Annotated in this window: 17 protein-coding genes and 2 tRNA genes; all 19 read right to left on the bottom strand. The window is 35.9% G+C overall.

Annotated elements, in window-relative coordinates:
- Positions 1 to 145 precede the first annotated feature (145 nt).
- The 19 genes from AAIE21_RS27000 to ispE all read right to left on the bottom strand — a co-directional run bounded on the left by AAIE21_RS27000 (position 146) and on the right by ispE (position 17,021).
- A tRNA-Glu gene (locus AAIE21_RS27000) sits at positions 146 to 217 on the bottom strand.
- Positions 218 to 230: 13 nt separating this feature from the next.
- Positions 231 to 304: transfer RNA gene (locus AAIE21_RS26995), tRNA-Met, on the bottom strand.
- 169 nt (positions 305 to 473) lie between these two features.
- The gene (locus tag AAIE21_RS26990; RefSeq protein ID WP_343269533.1) at positions 474 to 959 is read right to left on the bottom strand and encodes a S1 domain-containing RNA-binding protein; all 486 of its coding nucleotides are present in this window, start codon (positions 957 to 959) and stop codon (positions 474 to 476) included.
- An 87-nt stretch (positions 960 to 1,046) separates the two neighbouring features.
- Entirely contained in the window at positions 1,047 to 1,406 is a 360-nt protein-coding gene (gene divIC / locus AAIE21_RS26985; protein ID WP_343269532.1) for a cell division protein DivIC, read from the bottom strand.
- Complete coding sequence (gene yabQ / locus AAIE21_RS26980) at positions 1,403 to 2,056, bottom strand: spore cortex biosynthesis protein YabQ (protein ID WP_343269531.1); 654 nt, start codon at positions 2,054 to 2,056, stop codon at positions 1,403 to 1,405. Before yabQ ends, divIC begins: the two co-directional genes overlap by 4 nt.
- Positions 2,053 to 2,361 (bottom strand): sporulation protein YabP, encoded by a 309-nt coding sequence (gene yabP, locus AAIE21_RS26975; RefSeq protein ID WP_343269530.1) that lies wholly within the window; start codon positions 2,359 to 2,361, stop codon positions 2,053 to 2,055. Before yabP ends, yabQ begins: the two co-directional genes overlap by 4 nt.
- 59 nt (positions 2,362 to 2,420) lie before the next feature.
- Entirely contained in the window at positions 2,421 to 2,696 is a 276-nt protein-coding gene (locus tag AAIE21_RS26970) for an RNA-binding S4 domain-containing protein (protein WP_343269529.1), read from the bottom strand.
- A 12-nt stretch (positions 2,697 to 2,708) separates the two neighbouring features.
- Positions 2,709 to 4,172 (bottom strand): bifunctional methyltransferase/pyrophosphohydrolase YabN, encoded by a 1,464-nt coding sequence (gene yabN, locus AAIE21_RS26965; protein WP_343269528.1) that lies wholly within the window; start codon positions 4,170 to 4,172, stop codon positions 2,709 to 2,711.
- A 12-nt stretch (positions 4,173 to 4,184) separates the two neighbouring features.
- Positions 4,185 to 5,786, bottom strand: a complete 1,602-nt coding sequence (locus tag AAIE21_RS26960) for a putative polysaccharide biosynthesis protein (RefSeq protein WP_343269527.1) — start codon at positions 5,784 to 5,786, stop codon at positions 4,185 to 4,187.
- Positions 5,787 to 5,957: 171 nt separating this feature from the next.
- Positions 5,958 to 6,494: a stage V sporulation protein T gene (spoVT, locus tag AAIE21_RS26955; RefSeq protein WP_343269526.1), complete on the bottom strand. Its 537-nt coding sequence runs from the start codon at positions 6,492 to 6,494 to the stop codon at positions 5,958 to 5,960.
- A gap of 135 nt (positions 6,495 to 6,629) precedes the next feature.
- Complete coding sequence (gene mfd, locus AAIE21_RS26950) at positions 6,630 to 10,160, bottom strand: transcription-repair coupling factor (protein WP_343269525.1); 3,531 nt, start codon at positions 10,158 to 10,160, stop codon at positions 6,630 to 6,632.
- A 106-nt stretch (positions 10,161 to 10,266) separates the two neighbouring features.
- A complete protein-coding gene (locus AAIE21_RS26945) occupies positions 10,267 to 10,491 on the bottom strand; it encodes an anti-sigma-F factor Fin family protein (protein ID WP_033678183.1) in 225 nt (74 codons plus the stop codon).
- Between the two features lie 70 nt (positions 10,492 to 10,561).
- A complete protein-coding gene (gene pth, locus AAIE21_RS26940) occupies positions 10,562 to 11,122 on the bottom strand; it encodes an aminoacyl-tRNA hydrolase (protein WP_343269524.1) in 561 nt (186 codons plus the stop codon).
- A 72-nt stretch (positions 11,123 to 11,194) separates the two neighbouring features.
- Positions 11,195 to 12,148: a ribose-phosphate diphosphokinase gene (locus AAIE21_RS26935; RefSeq protein ID WP_000107420.1), complete on the bottom strand. Its 954-nt coding sequence runs from the start codon at positions 12,146 to 12,148 to the stop codon at positions 11,195 to 11,197.
- A gap of 18 nt (positions 12,149 to 12,166) precedes the next feature.
- Complete coding sequence (glmU, locus tag AAIE21_RS26930) at positions 12,167 to 13,546, bottom strand: bifunctional UDP-N-acetylglucosamine diphosphorylase/glucosamine-1-phosphate N-acetyltransferase GlmU (protein ID WP_343269523.1); 1,380 nt, start codon at positions 13,544 to 13,546, stop codon at positions 12,167 to 12,169.
- A gap of 499 nt (positions 13,547 to 14,045) precedes the next feature.
- Complete coding sequence (gene spoVG, locus AAIE21_RS26925; RefSeq protein WP_000454042.1) at positions 14,046 to 14,339, bottom strand: septation regulator SpoVG; 294 nt, start codon at positions 14,337 to 14,339, stop codon at positions 14,046 to 14,048.
- A gap of 152 nt (positions 14,340 to 14,491) precedes the next feature.
- A complete protein-coding gene (locus AAIE21_RS26920; RefSeq protein ID WP_336454065.1) occupies positions 14,492 to 14,866 on the bottom strand; it encodes a RidA family protein in 375 nt (124 codons plus the stop codon).
- Positions 14,867 to 15,248: 382 nt separating this feature from the next.
- Complete coding sequence (gene purR, locus AAIE21_RS26915; RefSeq protein WP_343269522.1) at positions 15,249 to 16,097, bottom strand: pur operon repressor; 849 nt, start codon at positions 16,095 to 16,097, stop codon at positions 15,249 to 15,251.
- A gap of 54 nt (positions 16,098 to 16,151) precedes the next feature.
- Positions 16,152 to 17,021 (bottom strand): 4-(cytidine 5'-diphospho)-2-C-methyl-D-erythritol kinase, encoded by an 870-nt coding sequence (gene ispE, locus AAIE21_RS26910; RefSeq protein ID WP_343269521.1) that lies wholly within the window; start codon positions 17,019 to 17,021, stop codon positions 16,152 to 16,154.
- Positions 17,022 to 17,055: the final 34 nt, after the last annotated feature.

The raw sequence follows: 17,055 nt of genomic DNA, 5'->3' as shown, positions 1-17,055 counted from the left end.
ACCCATATATATACAAGTTGTTAAACATAAGCACTTTAAAATAATAGAAAATTCTAAAAATATAGGATGTTTTTGTAGAAGCTTTGTACTCATTTACAATTTCTTAACAAAAAAAGATCATGCAATATGCATGATCTTTTTCAGATGACCCGTACGGGATTCGAACCCGTGTTACCGCCGTGAAAGGGCGGTGTCTTAACCACTTGACCAACGGGCCGTTAAAATAAATATAGCGGCGGAGGGGATCGAACCCCCGACCTCACGGGTATGAACCGTACGCTCTAGCCAGCTGAGCTACACCGCCATGTCGTCTTATTTAACGGACAATTAGTATCTTATATCAAATCCACTTTAAAGTCAACACGTTTCAAAAAGTTTTTTATTCTTTTTTAAATATATTCATTTACATAAAAAAGCACCCCGAGTGACTTACTCCGGGCACCTCTCTATATGTTAAGAATAAAACGTTCGTTTTATCCGCGACGAGCGCCACGGCCACCACGTTTAGATTCTGTATTACGCTTTAAAGAAGTTAAACGATCTTCACTGTCTTTTAAAAAGCGTGCCATCTTTTGCTCAAACGTTTCTTTTTGATTGCCGCCATTATCACGACCACCACGGTTATCTTTGTTAAAAGAACGATTGCGTTGTGGACGTCCAGAACGTTGTTGATCCCCACCACGTTGATATTCACCGCGTGGACGATCGCCTTCTGTTCTTACACGTTCTTTCGCTTTTTTAATAGATAGACCAATTTTCCCATCTTTTTCAACATTAATAACTTTTACCTCTACTTGGTCGCCTACTTTTAAGTGATCATTAATATCCTTCACATAATTATCAGCAACTTCACTAATATGAACAAGACCCGTTAAGCCTTCTGGCAGCTCCACAAAAGCCCCAAAATTTGTAATACCTGTTACTTTACCTTGTAACTTGCTGCCTACCTCGATTGACATAAAAAAAATGCTCCTCCTTAGTGATTAAAAAGTCAAATTTTACTTTATTATATATAATCCTAAAATATAGTGTCAATAAGACACGACCTACTTAGAAACAGGAAAAATTATCTCCCCTTTTCCAGAGAAGAAATAATCCCTCCTAGCAATCTTTAAAACATACTCTTCATCATTCAACTTTTGAACATCATCTTTTAGTTTTTTTTCTTTTTTTGTTAATGAATCCAATTCTTTTTGCATCTCTTCAACCTTTACTTCTTTTGCTTTAACAGAACTATTTTGCTGATAAAACGTTACACTAATACTCGCAATAATTGTAAAAGCAAAAACAAAAAAAACTGCTAAGCGGCGATATAATCGCCTCCTGTTTTCATTCGTTTGTATTATATGTTCTTTGGAATAATTTGGATTCTGCTCTTCGATCAATCTTTGCCTCAGTTCCCTCATTTCCGAGGTCCCCCTAACTTCTTTTTTATACGCTCCCAAATTTGAAAGATATAATTCTTCAATTTCTTTGTATGTTGTAGTAACTTTACATATCTCTTTATAAAAAGTTTAACACGGTTAGGGAGAAGTTTCCATATGAGCAAAGTAAGAAATCGAACAGGCCAGAAAAAAACTTTCCATACAAAAAGTAATATCCATCTGGAACATTTCCACAACACGTTCCCAATTGAAAATAGTATACGAAATAAAAATAATATAAAAGCAATAATAAGCTGCGCTATAATAATAACAGGTTTTATCATAAGTAGCTGTACAATTTTAATAAAAAATTGTATCGTTTGCACAAAAATATAAATGAGAAAATTTAACACTCGCATGTACACTGCTTTCAATAAGCTCTGATATGCAGCAAAACCACAAAGCAAAGCTACAAAAACATATATACGTAATTCAGCCTCATTTACAGACAACAATACGTAAAAGACAAACAGTGCTTGGACAATCCAAAACAGTATATCATATATAAATACAAGCCAACGATTACGCTGCGATCGCTGCAGGAAGCGTTGGTATGTATCTAATGCTGCTCCAATCCAAGCACCCATTCCAATCATGGAAAGCATTGTATACAGTTGAATTGTTAAACTCATTTAAATAACTTACTAAAGAACCCTTTAGCTTTCTCCCCTTGATTCTCATCAATGTACAAAATTTCATGGATTTTCCCTTTAATGGATACAATACCTTTTTCTACATCTAAATTTTTCATCTGTAAGTTTTGACCGCGAATCGTTAAAAAACCCATTACAGTTTCTAATAAAAACTCTTCACTATCAAAACTCTCTACTTGTTTTACGCCAGTAATATCTATTACACGTCTACCACGCATAACAATGTCATGTTCTACAGAAACATTCTGTTGGTTAGAAGGCATAGTTGAGTAACCCTTATTCACGTCAATCCCCCCATAGCTTTATACTATCTAGTAAATAATGTATGAGGAGAGGAAATATTTTAGAACAAGCCTTCTTCTGCTTTCACTTTCTCTTCACGAACTACTGTATACATGTTAGCTGCATCTTCTTTTTTTGTTGTTTCTTTTAATTCATTTACTTTTACAGTTACTACTTTTTGTCCAAAACGAATTGTTAGTTCATCAGCTACCTTCACATCAGAACTTGCCTTTGCAGCTTGTCCATTAATCGCAATTCTTCCTTGATCGGCTACTTCTTTTGCTAACGTTCTTCTTTTAATTAAACGTGATACTTTCAAAAATTTATCTAAGCGCATCTCATTTCCCCCTTATCGATTCTCTATCTGTTTTGCTTCTTCCCATAAAGCGTCCATTTGCTCTAACGTTAATTCCTGCATTTCCTTATTCATTTCAGCTACTTTTGCTTCCATGTATATAAAACGGCTCATGAATTTTTCATTTGTTGTATGAAGTGCCTCTTCTGGATTCAATTTATGGTAGCGAGCAATATTAACAAAAGCGAATAGTAAATCTCCAAATTCACCTAACATTTTTTCTTTATCCATCTTCACAACTTCTTGCTCGAACTCTTTCAATTCTTCAAAAACTTTCTCCATCATCGGCCGTACATCATCCCAATCAAAGCCAACTGTTCCTGCTTTTTTCTGAATTTCATACGCACGCATTAATTGTGGTAAACTTTTTGGGATTCCTGTTAAAACAGATTCCCTTACATACCCTTTTTCTTGTTTTTTAATTTCTTCCCAGTTTGAAACAACTTCTTCCGCATTCTTCACATCTATATCTCCAAATACATGCGGATGACGACGTACCATTTTTTCAGATAGCGTTCGGATAATATCATCAACGGAGAACCAACCCTCATCTTCTCCAATTTGAGCGTGAAGCATAACTTGCAAGAGTACATCACCAAGCTCTTCAATCAAGTGATCATCGTCTTCTTCATCAATCGCTTCTAGCACTTCATATGCTTCCTCGATTAAATATTTCTTTAAGGATTGATGTGTTTGTTTTTTATCCCATGGACAACCATTTGGTCCACGAAGCTCAGCAATGATTTCCCTTAGTACATCAAATTGTTGATATAAAGAAGCACGCTCCGCAACAGGCGGTATGTACACGCTCGTTAAGTTATTCAACTCTGTTTCATGATCTAACATATAGAGCGGGACTTTCTTCACTTGCTCAAACGATGTTCCTGCGGCTGTTACAATGTATACTTCATACTCATCAGGTAACATTTCCATTAATGTCAACTTTACCTCAGATGCTACGAACGCATCATATACTTGGCAAAAAATTAAATGTTGGCGTAATTCTAATTGACCACGTTCAAATGAAGTTGCATCAATAAGTTGAAACCCTTCAATTGGATCTATTTTTAAACTAGCAAACATCGGATCCAAAAAGCTTTGTCCACCTTCAATTTGCACCTTAACTTGCTTTTCTTTTCCTTTTTGTAAAAGCAATTGAACCGTTCGTTCTGCAACAAGCGGGTGGCCTGGTACAGCATATATAATATCTGTACCTTGTGCTTGTTCTATTAACGTATTTGCAATTGTTTCGTATACAATCTCGAATGTATCATGCGCCTCATACACATCATCAAAAGCTGTATACTTTACTCCTTCTTTTTCTAACTCTTCAATAACAGGGTGTTCTTTCGTACGTACATACATATGGTCTGCTTCTTTTATCTTTCGGTACACACCCATGGTCAGCTGATCTAATTCACCAGCACCTAGTCCTAAAATCGTGATTACTCTACTCACAACCATTCACCTCTATCCACTCTTCTTCAATGAAGCTTGTACCTTCTCTTGCTTCATAACAGTTCCTAATTCTTTTTTTGTAAAAACACTTAATTTCGTAATTAAAAACAGATATACCAATCCGCCAATCGCTACGCCTAGTAACGCTTCAATTGAAGCTAACCCTCTATATCCTTCATCACTCGCTAGTCCAAAACCTTCATAAATACGCATAAATAACATTAATATAACGACCATTCCTAATCCGCTGATCGTTACTCCAAATATGCCTTGTTTATGAATGAGTGGTTCTTCTACAATTTGAATAAGGAAAGCACTATTTAACAAAGCGATAACCATGAGCGAAATTAACGTTGCGACTGCCGCCCCAGTTACACCAAATTGCGGCATTAACATATAATTGAGCAATAATTTTAGACACCCTCCAAATATAACAAACAATGCCGGCTTTACAGTTTGACCAAGCCCTTGCAGAATAGAAGCTGTTGTAATGGATAAGGAACTAAATAAAATAGAAACAGCTAAAATAGCTAATACACCTGAGCCTTCACTATTTTCAAACAACATAATATTTGTTGGCTTAATAATACACGCTAATCCTAATGCAGCTGCAACTCCAATCACAAAAGTTATCTTCATCGCTAACTGCACCTTTTGCTGAATAAACAAATGGTCTCCTCGTTCTTTTGCTGAAGTAATAATCGGAATAAGCGAAAGTGAAAATGAAGTCGTCACAACTGTACCAAGCTGCATAAGCGGGATACTTCTGTCATAAACACCCTTTAATACTTTTGCAATTTCCGCTGGTTCTCCTGTCTGAATAAGCAATGTGTAAAACGAAACTGAATCTACCATTTGTATAAAAATTAACACTAAATTACTAACACAAATAGCCATTCCTTGCCAAAAAAGGATTCGAATGATTTTCTTTTTATTGTGTATCCTCTTCCATCCTTGTAAGAAAATAGAACGAAAATTATGCCGCATATAAAATAAAAGTACGAGTATACCAATAAACCCGCCGGCAATCGATCCCAACATTGCTCCTGCTCCAACTGTATATAAATCAAATTCATGCGCGATGAGGAACAACGATAAGAACACAATAATTGACACACGAATCGTTTGTTCAATCACTTGCGATATAGCTGTCGGTATCATATTGTTAAACCCTTGAAAGTACCCTCGTGCAACAGATAAAAAGGGCATTAACAAGAATGAAAATGAAATAACTCTTAGCAGTTCATCTAAATTTGCATCGCCCATGACTGACGCAATCGTGTGAGCCCCAAAAAATAATGTAAAGAAACCTATACAACCGATTCCTAATAAAAACCAAAAAGAAACACAAACAATTCCCTCTGCCTCTTCCTGTTTCCCTTGTTCTAAACGCTCTGCTACCATCTTAGAAATAATGATAGGAAAACCATAAGTAGCTAAAATTAAACAAAATCCATAAAACGGATAAATTTGTTGATAAATATAAAAACCAACATCCCCCGCTATATTTTGATATGGAATACGGTAAAAAGCGCTTAATACTTTCGTAACAAAACTTGCAATCGTTAATATAATAGCCCCGCGCCAAAAAGCTTGATACTTCTTCGCTTCCATACGAGAAAACTCCTTTTCCTATTCTCATCCCTCGTATTATATCACAAAGAAAAAACAGGATTCCTTTTAGATTTATACAATAAAAAAGGTAGCAAGACGCTACCTTTTAATGAAATACAATCCTACTTTTCGAAAAAACCTTTTATAAAGAAATATTATGATTAAGAAAAATTACTGTTCCATTTGTTTTGCTAAAAAACTTGCAGCAGTATTTACTGCCTTATGCTCTGCCTCGCTTATAATTTCTTCTTTTGAAAAGATGATAACAGCTCCAATCGGATCTCCATTTGCAACGATTGGGCCAACTGTATAAGAGCTAACCTTTTCAGTTACACCATCGATAATCGAAATTTCACTTTCATCTGTCATAACAACAGATTTTCGATCTTCCATCGTTTTTTCGATTAAATCGCCAACACTTTTATTTAAGTATTCTTTTTTAGATACCCCCGCTACGGCGATAATGGAATCGCGATCACATACGAGTACGTTATGTCCTAAACTATCGTATAAAGCTTCTGCATATTCTTTTGCAAAATCACCTAATTCACTAATTGGAGAATATTTTTTCAAAATCACTTCTCCATCGCGATCCACGAAAATTTCTAGCGGATCTCCTTCTCGGATACGAAGGGTTCTACGAATTTCTTTCGGAATTACTACCCTACCTAAATCATCAATTCGACGTACGATTCCAGTTGCTTTCATTCTAATGCTGCCTCACTTTCTACTGATGATGAAAGTGGTGAATTTACCTGTTCATGTAAAAATCACCAACTGTTAGACATAGTATTTTACACATTAGTTCTTCTATACACGTCGAATTGCATTTTTTATTTTGTTTTAGGCATTTATTACTTCTTTTTTCACGTCAGACAAACCTTTTAATAAATTTTCGGCGATTGTTAACCATTTTGATGCCTCTAATCCATTCGTTTTCATAACAATTTTCAAACGAGAACCTTCCATACCAAGACCAATCATACGACCAAAACTATTACCAAGCATAAATAATTTTCCACCATCAATATTTTGGCTTGATTGCTCTGAGAATAAAAACGTCACTTCAAATTTTGTTTGTTTAATTAACTCAATCTGTTCTTTCGTTGCTAACACTTTAATACTTGCAATTTGTAATAAATATCCAACTTCTTGCGGGTAGTCTCCAAAACGATCAATCATTTCTTCTTGTAATTCCTCAATATCTTCAATCGCAGAGACACCTCTAAATTGTTTGTACATCATAATTTTTTGTTTACTATCTGAAATATAAGCGTCTGGCAAGTAAGCATCCACTTCTAAATCAATTTCAACATCAATCGTATTTTCAATTCCTTGTGTTCCTTTACGCTGTTCAATCGCATCTTTTAACATTTGAGAATATAAATCAAATCCGACAGAATCGATGAATCCATGCTGCTCAGCCCCTAACAAATTACCAGCACCACGAATGGATAAATCTCGCATTGCAATTTTAAATCCTGATCCAAGTTCTGTAAATTCCTTAATTGCTTGTAAACGCTTCTCAGCGACCTCAGATAACACTTTATCACGCTTATACGAAAAGTATGCATAAGCAACACGGTTCGAACGACCAACGCGCCCACGAAGCTGATAAAGCTGTGATAATCCCATACGATCGGCATCAAATACAATTAATGTATTTACATTAGGAATATCAACACCTGTTTCAATAATGGTTGTACTTACAAGAACATCATGCTGCCCATCTAAAAATGATAGCATGACAGACTCTAGTTCACTCTCGTTCATTTTTCCATGTGCATAAGTCACACGTGCCTCTGGGACTAACATAGAAATTTCATCTGCTTTTCTTTCAATATCTTCAACACGGTTATATAAGAAATAAATTTGACCGCCTCTTGCAAGTTCCCGTTCTATCGCCTCTCGAATTAACCCTGGATTATATTCAACCACATATGTTTGTACCGGGAAACGATTTTCTGGTGGCGTCTCAATAACAGATAAATCTCGTACACCAAGCATAGACATATGGAGCGTACGCGGAATTGGCGTTGCCGTTAATGTTAATACATCAACATTCGCTTTCAATTGTTTAATCTTTTCTTTATGCGTAACACCAAATCTTTGTTCTTCATCGATAATTAGTAAGCCTAAATCTTTATAGGTCACATCTTTAGATAAAATGCGATGTGTTCCAATAACAATATCAACTGTCCCATCTTTTAAACCTTTAATTGTTTCATTTTGTTGTTTTCTAGTACGGAATCTACTTAACAATCCAATATTAATTGGATAATCTTGAAAACGCTCTCGAATCGTTTCATAGTGTTGTTGTGCAAGAATCGTTGTCGGTACTAAAATTGCAACTTGCTTTTCATCCATAATTGCTTTAAATGCTGCACGAATCGCAACTTCCGTTTTACCATATCCAACATCACCACATAGAAGTCGATCCATCGGACGCCCACGTTCCATATCTTTCTTGATTTCTTCAATAGAACGCAGCTGATCATCTGTCTCCTGATACGGGAAAGATGATTCAAATTCCTGCTGCTCCGCAGTATCCGGCGTATACGCATATCCTTTTGAAGCCTCACGCTCTGCATACAATTTAATTAAGTCATCCGCGATATCTTGTACAGATTTTTCTACCTTCGTTTTGACCTTTTTCCAATCGTTTCCGCCTAGTTTATAAACTTTCGGATCCTTACCTTCTGATCCTACATATTTTTGTACTTGATCAATTTGTTCGATTGGCACGTATAACTTATCATTGCCTTGATATTTAATGTTCAAATAATCTTTATGGACACCATTAATTTCTAGTGTTTCAATTCCTAAAAATTTACCGATACCATGATTTACATGAACAACGTAATCTCCAACTTTTAGCTCTGAATAACTTTTAATCCGCTCCGCATTTGATAGTTTTTGCTTACGTTGTGATTTTTTTACTTTTTTATGAAACAGCTCTTTTTCTGTAATCACAACAAGCTTTTGCATCGGCATTTCAAACCCTGCATGTAAATCACCTACAGCAATTTGAAGGCGACCAGGAAGCAATATATCCGTAGACTCTATAATGTCTGCTTCAATATCATAATCACTTAAAATATATTGTAATTTTTTTGCACGTTCTTCATCCGTCCCTAATACAACTGTCGTGAAATTCCCTTCAGTCCATCTATCAATTTCTGTTTTTAACAACTGCATTTGTCCATGAAAGTCTTGCATTGTTTTACACGTTACATTAACAATATTTTGCGGGTGTGTATGTGCAATATGACGTAAAAATAATGTTAAATATACAAAACTTTTCTTTTTATGGTGTAGAAATTCTTCAAATTGGTGTGAGAACACCAAATCTTGAATAATTGCCCCTTCACCGAGAAGCGATGTATACCATTCTGCTTCTTCTGTCTCAAGATGTGATGCCGTTTCTTGAATACGCGAAATTTCATCTAAGATAACGACACCGTTCTCAGGTAAATAGTCTATTAGACTAGCATGTTCTTTGTAAAAAATAGATAAATATTTAAACATTTGCTCTATAGTCTGTCCGTTTTTCAATATTTCTATCTCGTGACTAACTGTTTCAAGTACTGCTGTCTTGATTCTATCATCAGAGAGCTTCTGCATCGTCTTCATTAAACCTTCCTCAAGACGCTCCACCCCTAATTTTAGTTCATCTTTTGAAAATAAAAATTCTGTCGCAGGACCGAATTTCACGCTTTCTCTTTTATCTTGAGAGCGTTGTTCTTCTACATCAAACGAGCGGATAGAATCTACTTCCGTATCAAAGAACTCTATACGAAACGGTAATTCTTCAGTTAACGGATAAATATCCAGTATACCCCCGCGTAAACTAAATTCTCCAGGTGCTTCTACCATTGACTTACGTTCATACCCAATCTGATGCAACGTATGAAGCAACGCATCTAAATCAATCTCTTGCCCTAGACTAATTTCGATTTGCTTTTGCTTCCATAACTCCTTTATTGGTAAAAATCTACGTAAACCAGCAACTGGAACAACAATGATGCCTTGCTCGCCCATCGCCAAACGATTTAATACCTCAATACGCTGCGCTTTCAGTTCTGGGCTTGCAACCCCTATTTCCGACGCAATTAATTCATTAACTGGATATAACCATACATCCTGTTCACCAAGTAATGAAACTAAATCCTCATATACTTTCTGCGCTTGAAATAAGTTGTGTGTAACAATAAGCTGCGACTGCTTCGTTTTTTTATATAAAGCAGCCATTAATAAAGACCGAGAAGAAGTTGCCATACCTGATACAAGCTGTTCTTTCAACCCTTCTTCTAGTCCATTAATAATGGATTGTATTTCTTTATTTTTATAAAATTGCTCTAATAACCCTATCATTTTCAAAACCCCTCTCAACATAAAGAGCAAGTTAATATATTTTTATGCAAATATTTTGGAAAAAGAAAACAGAAAAATGCTTTGGACACGCCAAAGCGACAACATTTTATTGCAAAAACTTTTCATACTCATAGTACTCAGGATGAGATGAGAGCGTTTCTTGGCACGATTCACAAATCGTTTTTATATATATATTTCCATTTTCATGAAAATGAATCATATCCAACCGTTCTTGCTCTGTTAGTTGAAATAAAACTTTGCTATACACCTTTTCTACGGTAATGGAACCTATGTTACACCCACAATGTCTGCAGTAATAATGTCCGTCCATACTATCCTCCTAAATGTACAATTACTATTAGTATGGATAGAAATAACATAAAATATTCCAATTTAAGACATTAACTATTAAAAGTATTCATAATTTGAAGAAATGGTTTCTTTAGCCATTCTTCACATGCATCCGCAGCCTTTGCAATAGATTGATTTACATCAGTTATTTCTTCTGTTGTAAATCGACCTAATACATAATCCACTACCTTCATGCCATTTTTCGGGCGATCGATTCCCATACGAATGCGCTGGAACTCCTGCGTACCCAAATGAGAAATTGTTGACTTCACACCATTATGCCCGCCAGCACTACCTTTCATACGAAGACGCAATTTACCCACTGGAATATCTAAATCGTCATACATGACAACAAAATCTTCTACATCAATTTTATAGTAATCCATAAGTGGACGAATGCTTTCTCCAGATAAATTCATATACGTAAGCGGCTTTAATAAAATTACTTTTTCACCATTAACAAAACCTGAACCATACATACCTTTAAACTTTTGTTCATTTAAAGAAATGCCCCATCGTTTCGCAAGCTCATCAATTCCCATAAATCCGATATTATGCCTTGTTAATTCATATTCTCTACCCGGGTTCCCAAGTCCTACTATTAATTTCATTCTTGTACCACTACTTTCTTTTTACGATACGAAAAGACGTAACCAAATTTGGTTACGTCTCATTCTATCCAATTAATTGAATAATACACTCACTGATTCTTCTTCATAAACACGAATGATTGCTTCTCCGATCAATGGAGCAACAGAAAGCTCGTGTACTTTATCAATTTTCTTCTCTTCCGGTAATACAATAGAGTTTGTTACAACTAACTCTTTAATATTTGAGTTTTGGATACGCTCAATTGCTGGACCAGATAAAACTGGGTGTGTACAGCAAGCATATACTTCAGAAGCACCGTTCTCAACAAGAGCGTTTGCTGCTAATGTAATTGTACCAGCTGTATCAATGATGTCATCAATTAAAATTGCTGTCTTACCTTCAATGTTACCAATGATATTCATAACTTCCGACACATTCGGACGTGGACGACGTTTATCAATAATAGCGATCGGCGCTTTTAGGCGGTCCGCCATTTTTCTTGCACGTGTTACACCACCGTGGTCAGGAGATACGATTACGATATCTTTAAGACCTTTTGTCTCAAAGTAATCAGAAAGAATCGGTACACCCATTAAGTGGTCGATTGGGATATCAAAGAATCCTTGAATTTGTGGAGCATGTAAATCTAGAGTGATTACACGAGTTGCACCTGCTGTTTCAAGCAAGTTTGCTACAAGTTTCGATGTAATTGGCTCACGAGAGCGCGCTTTACGGTCTTGACGCGCATAACCATAATAAGGAATAACAATATTGATTGTTTTTGCAGATGCACGTTTTAATGCATCAATCATAATAAGTAATTCCATGATATGTTCGTTTACTGGGAAGCTTGTAGATTGAATAATGAATACATCGCAACCACGAATACTTTCTTCAATGTTAATTTGAACTTCTCCATCACTAAAACGGTCAACAGAACATTTTCCTAAGCCTACTCCAATGTGCTTTGCAATTTGCTCAGCAAGTTCCTTATTAGAGTTTAAAGAGAATACTTTCAAATTAGAATTTAGATATTGAGTCGACATCTAGATTAACCCTCCACATTATGATTTTTTCTTATTCAGCAATTGATCAACATAGTCTTCTTTGTTAACTTGACGTGCACGTGCAATTGATAATGCTTTTGATGGAACATTCTCTGTAATTGTAGAGCCTGCCGCAACATAAGCACCATCTTCAACTGTTACAGGAGCAACAAGGTTTGAATTACAACCAATAAATACGCCATCTCCAATAACTGTTTTGAATTTATTCTTTCCATCGTAGTTCACCGTAATTGAACCACAACCAAGATTCACGTCTTCTCCAACTTGTGTATCCCCGATATAACTTAAGTGTGAAGCTTTACTTCTATTACCAAAAACAGTCTTTTTAATTTCCACGAAGTTTCCAACGCGTACTTCATTACCGATGACTGAATCTGGGCGAATATGTGCAAATGGGCCGACTGAAACTTCCGTACCAATTTTACTATCATGTACAGTAGATTGACGAATTGTTGTCTGATCTCCAATTTCACTATCGCGCACCACTGTATGTGGACCAATTTCACAATCAGAACCAATTACAGTTTTACCCTCAATAATCGTTCCTGGATGAAGAACTGTATCACTACCAATAATTGCATCCGCAGAAATGTATGTGTTACTTGGATCAATAATTGTAACACCATTCAACATGTTCTTATGATTGATACGATTCTTCATAATAATTTCCGCTTGCGATAGAGCGACTCTGTCGTTAACACCTAACGTTTCATCGAAATGCTCCGTTTGATAAGCTGATACAATATGACCTTCATTTTTCAAAATTTCAATAACATCTGGAAGGTAGTATTCACCTTGTACGTTATCATTTGAAACTTTAGAAAGTGAAGCAAATAGTGCTTTATTATCAAAACAATACGTACCTGTATTAATTTCTTTAATAGATAGCTCTACTTCATTTGCATCTTTATGCTCAACGATTTTTTCAACATGACCATTTTCATTACGAACAATGCGGCCATATCCAGCAGGTTCTTCTATGTATGCCGTTAGCACTGTCGCCTTCGCCCCTGCTTCTTCATGATGCTTTAACAATGCTTCCATTGTTTCTGCTGTTATAAGTGGTGTATCACCACAAATAACTAAAGTTGTTCCTTCTTCATTTGCAAGTACATCAGCAGCTTGATCAACAGCATGTGCTGTACCAAGTTGTTCTGCTTGTAATGCAAATTCACTTACGTTCCCTAGTTGTTCTTGTACTTTTTCAGCACCATGTCCAACTACCGTTACAAGTTTCTGCAATCCTAATTGAGATACTTGATCGACTACATGCTGTACCATTGGTTTTCCGCATACAGGATGAAGCACTTTGTATAGCTTGGACTTCATACGTGTGCCTTTACCTGCAGCTAGAATCACTGCAAATCTGTTTGACATATAGACCCTCCATCGCAACCTATTTATCCATTAAAGATATTATCCTAAATCACTATATATTTCAAGAAACACAGCATAACTATTAAATTTTACCATACTTCTTAGAAGATGTTTTACTCTTTAGTATCTTTTTTTAGGAAATAAGATATACTATTTCGAATGATTTTGAAGAAATTAGAAGTTTACATATAACGTGGACAATAAAGTGAAGCTTTAATTAGCGGAAGGTTTTATTCAAAATAAATATAAAACCTTTCTTTTTGGGTGGGAAAGAGCATCCGCCCCTGCATAGTAGCGGTTAGGGCCTTTGGGGATCCCGTGTCATGTGAAAACAAACGGAGTAAGCGATTAGAGATCTTCTTTTATTTTCATAGCCGGAACTTAGGTGTCAGGAAACCAAAATGAATTTACAAATAAAAAACAAACTCCTGTAAGTGTTTACAGGAGTTTGTTACAAAATTATAGAGCTCTTTTTATTCAAGCTCTTTTTATTCGAATTTTACGAAGCTCCTGCTTCTTCAAACTCAACTTCTTCTAACTCGCCTAAACGGTGATACTCAGTTAAAACCGCATCTTGAATTTTAGAGCGTGTATTAGAATTAATCGGATGTGCAATATCACGGAACTCCCCATCTGGAGTACGTTTACTTGGCATTGCTACAAATAATCCATTATTGCCATCAATTACACGAATATCATGAACAACAAATTCATGGTCTAGAGTAATAGAGGCAATCGCTCTCATACGGCCTTCTGTGTTTACGCGGCGTAATCTTACGTCAGTCACTTCCATCTTGTGTTCACCACCCTTTTCTAAATAAGCGATATGTTTGTATAAATTCCACATATTTTCTATTTTCCCTCTAATTTTTTAAAAATTTTTAAGATAAAAATTTTTATTTTAATGGAATATAAGAATTATTGGACGTTACCGCTTACAATTATTTATTTTATAAGGGCAATTACTTCAATTTCGACGGAAACATCTTTCGGTAATTTTGCAACTTGTACACAAGAACGAGCTGGTTTATGTGTGGAAAAATATGTCCCATACACTTCGTTTACATCATTAAAATCATCCATATCTTTTAAAAATACAGTTGTTTTTACAACTGTATCAAATGACGCTCCCGCTTCTTCTAATACAGCCTGTAAATTTTGAAATACTTGTTCTGTCTGCACTTTTACATCACCTGTTACAAGCTCTCCACCTGCTGTTAATGGAATTTGTCCTGAGCTATAAAACATATTATTTACGATAATCCCTTGTGAATATGGACCAATTGCTTGTGGTGCTTGATTTGTTTGAACTACTTTCATATTTTCTCACCCTTTTATTATTTTATTGTTACTCTCAAAAATAATTTATCCCTACAAACTTAGTTCACCTATGCTAAAACAAATAGAAGGTACCTTGCTAGTAGGCGGTAAGACTTTAGCCGTTTAAATCCACTTTGAATTTCCAACATATAAGTCGCTGCCTCGAAGAACACAAAGTTACCTGAACTCGTTTTCTCCTTTTTTATTTGGTATGGGATAGGAAGAGGATTTGACCCCTTCTATGCATGATCGGATTCTCTCTCCAACCTAAAAAAAATAGGGTTTATGTCGTTTTTTCAATTTGCATTTATATATAAGAAAAGGCTTACCGCCTACTAACACTTTCATTTACAAAAAAAGATAAAGCTTATGCTTTACCTTTTTATTCAGCTTCTACAAGCCCTTCGTCAAATGGTACAAGTGAATAATTCCCTTTTTCCACTTGAATTGTTTTCTCTTTAATATCTACTTCTGATAAACGGATTAAAGAAACAAAGTTATTAATAAGTCTTTCTTCAATATCTGTTGATTCTACTAACACGCCGATTCCAACAACATTAGCATTAAACTCTTCTAGCATACTAATCATGCCTTGAATTGTTCCTCCGGCTTTCATAAAGTCATCAACAATTAAAACATTAGCTCCTTCTGGAAGACTACGTTTTGCTAAAGTCATTGTTTGAATGCGCTTAGATGAACCCGATACATAGTTAATGCTAACTGTCGGTCCTTCTGTTACCTTATTATCTTTTCTTGCAATTACCACAGGTACATCTAAATAATTTGCTACCGCATATGCAAGTGGAATCCCTTTTGTTGCTACCGTCATAACCGCATCAATTGACTGCCTTGCAAATACAGAAGCAAAAAGGCGACCTGCCCCATTGATATAACGCGGATTACTTAAAAGATCCGTCATATATAAGTATCCACCTGGAAGGATACGATCTGGATTCTCAAATAAGCTACAAAGCTCATTAATAATCTGATTTGCTTCTTCTTCACTTATATATGGAATATATTTCACTCCTCCTGCTGCACCTGGTATCGTTTGCAATGTGCCGACCCCTTGTTGTTCAAACGTTTGTTTAATAATAACTAAATCTTCACTAATAGAAGACTTAGCTGATTGATACCGTTCAGCAAAAAAAGTGAGAGAAACTAACTGACGAGGATTTTGCAATAAATAGTAAGTCATATCGACTAGTCTTGTACTCCGTCTAATTTTCACACTCTCACCCCAAATCACGAATATTCTAAACAAATCATAACGTATTATACGTCTTTATTCAAGGGTTTCTCGCTCTCCTAATAGACGTACTGCATATACTTGTTCACAAAATCCTTTTAAACCATTATAAATACGATGCATACGTGAATCATGATGTACTAATCCAAATACCGTTGGTCCACTACCACTCATTAAAACTGCATCTGCACCAAAGCGCTTCATCTGTGCCTTAATACGCGCAACTTCAGGGTGCATCTTAAATGTCACATCCTCTAGTACATTTCCAACAGCACCACAAATCCCTTTATAGTCGCCACTATTAATGTATTCAACCATCTGTTCTACCTCTGGATGTGTAACGCGATTTAATTGTAAGTTTCCGTATACGTCAGCAGTAGATACACCGATGTGAGGCTTAGCTAAAATAACCCAACAAGAAGGAGGTGTCTTTATATGTTCAATCTTTTCCCCTCTTCCTGTGGCAATCGCTGTTCCACCATATACACAAAAGGATACATCAGATCCAATTTCTGCTCCAAGTTCCGCTAGTTCATCTATTTTCAAACCTAAATTCCATAACTTATTAAGTCCTCGTAATGTAGCAGCTGCATCGCTGCTGCCACCCGCTAATCCTGCTGCCACTGGAATTGTTTTTTCAATAGAAATAGATACGCCTTTCTTCACTTGAAATCTCTCTTTTAATAATTTCGCTGCTTGATAAGCCAAATTACGTTGGTCGTCTGGGACATACCGATTATGGGATACAATTTCGATACGGTCTTCTGATAACTCCGTTAGCTCTAAACGATCTGCTAAGTCGATTGTTGTCATAATCATTTTCACTTCATGATAACCGTCTTTTCTTTTCCCTAGTACATCTAACGACAGATTAATCTTTGCTGGTGCTTTCACTAGTAGCTTCAATCTATTCACCCACTCTATGTACTCAATCTTTTAT

The sequence above is a fragment of the Paenibacillus sp. 102 genome (assembly GCF_039549175.1).
Taxonomy (GTDB): Bacteria; Bacillota; Bacilli; order Bacillales; family Bacillaceae_G; genus Bacillus_A.
This window is presented reverse-complemented; position numbering and strand designations above follow the sequence as displayed.

What these genes read in the sequence shown, in the direction of transcription:
- AAIE21_RS26990 (WP_343269533.1), bottom strand. Translation starts at nt 959, where the DNA reads ATGTCAATCGAGGTAGGCAGCAAGTTACAAGGTAAAGTAACAGGTATT.
- divIC (WP_343269532.1), bottom strand. Translation starts at nt 1,406, where the DNA reads ATGAGGGAACTGAGGCAAAGATTGATCGAAGAGCAGAATCCAAATTAT.
- yabQ (WP_343269531.1), bottom strand. Translation starts at nt 2,056, where the DNA reads ATGAGTTTAACAATTCAACTGTATACAATGCTTTCCATGATTGGAATG.
- AAIE21_RS26970 (WP_343269529.1), bottom strand. Translation starts at nt 2,696, where the DNA reads ATGCGCTTAGATAAATTTTTGAAAGTATCACGTTTAATTAAAAGAAGA.
- AAIE21_RS26960 (WP_343269527.1), bottom strand. Translation starts at nt 5,786, where the DNA reads ATGGAAGCGAAGAAGTATCAAGCTTTTTGGCGCGGGGCTATTATATTA.
- spoVT (WP_343269526.1), bottom strand. Translation starts at nt 6,494, where the DNA reads ATGAAAGCAACTGGAATCGTACGTCGAATTGATGATTTAGGTAGGGTA.
- mfd (WP_343269525.1), bottom strand. Translation starts at nt 10,160, where the DNA reads ATGATAGGGTTATTAGAGCAATTTTATAAAAATAAAGAAATACAATCC.
- AAIE21_RS26945 (WP_033678183.1), bottom strand. Translation starts at nt 10,491, where the DNA reads ATGGACGGACATTATTACTGCAGACATTGTGGGTGTAACATAGGTTCC.
- pth (WP_343269524.1), bottom strand. Translation starts at nt 11,122, where the DNA reads ATGAAATTAATAGTAGGACTTGGGAACCCGGGTAGAGAATATGAATTA.
- AAIE21_RS26935 (WP_000107420.1), bottom strand. Translation starts at nt 12,148, where the DNA reads ATGTCGACTCAATATCTAAATTCTAATTTGAAAGTATTCTCTTTAAAC.
- glmU (WP_343269523.1), bottom strand. Translation starts at nt 13,546, where the DNA reads ATGTCAAACAGATTTGCAGTGATTCTAGCTGCAGGTAAAGGCACACGT.
- spoVG (WP_000454042.1), bottom strand. Translation starts at nt 14,339, where the DNA reads ATGGAAGTGACTGACGTAAGATTACGCCGCGTAAACACAGAAGGCCGT.
- AAIE21_RS26920 (WP_336454065.1), bottom strand. Translation starts at nt 14,866, where the DNA reads ATGAAAGTAGTTCAAACAAATCAAGCACCACAAGCAATTGGTCCATAT.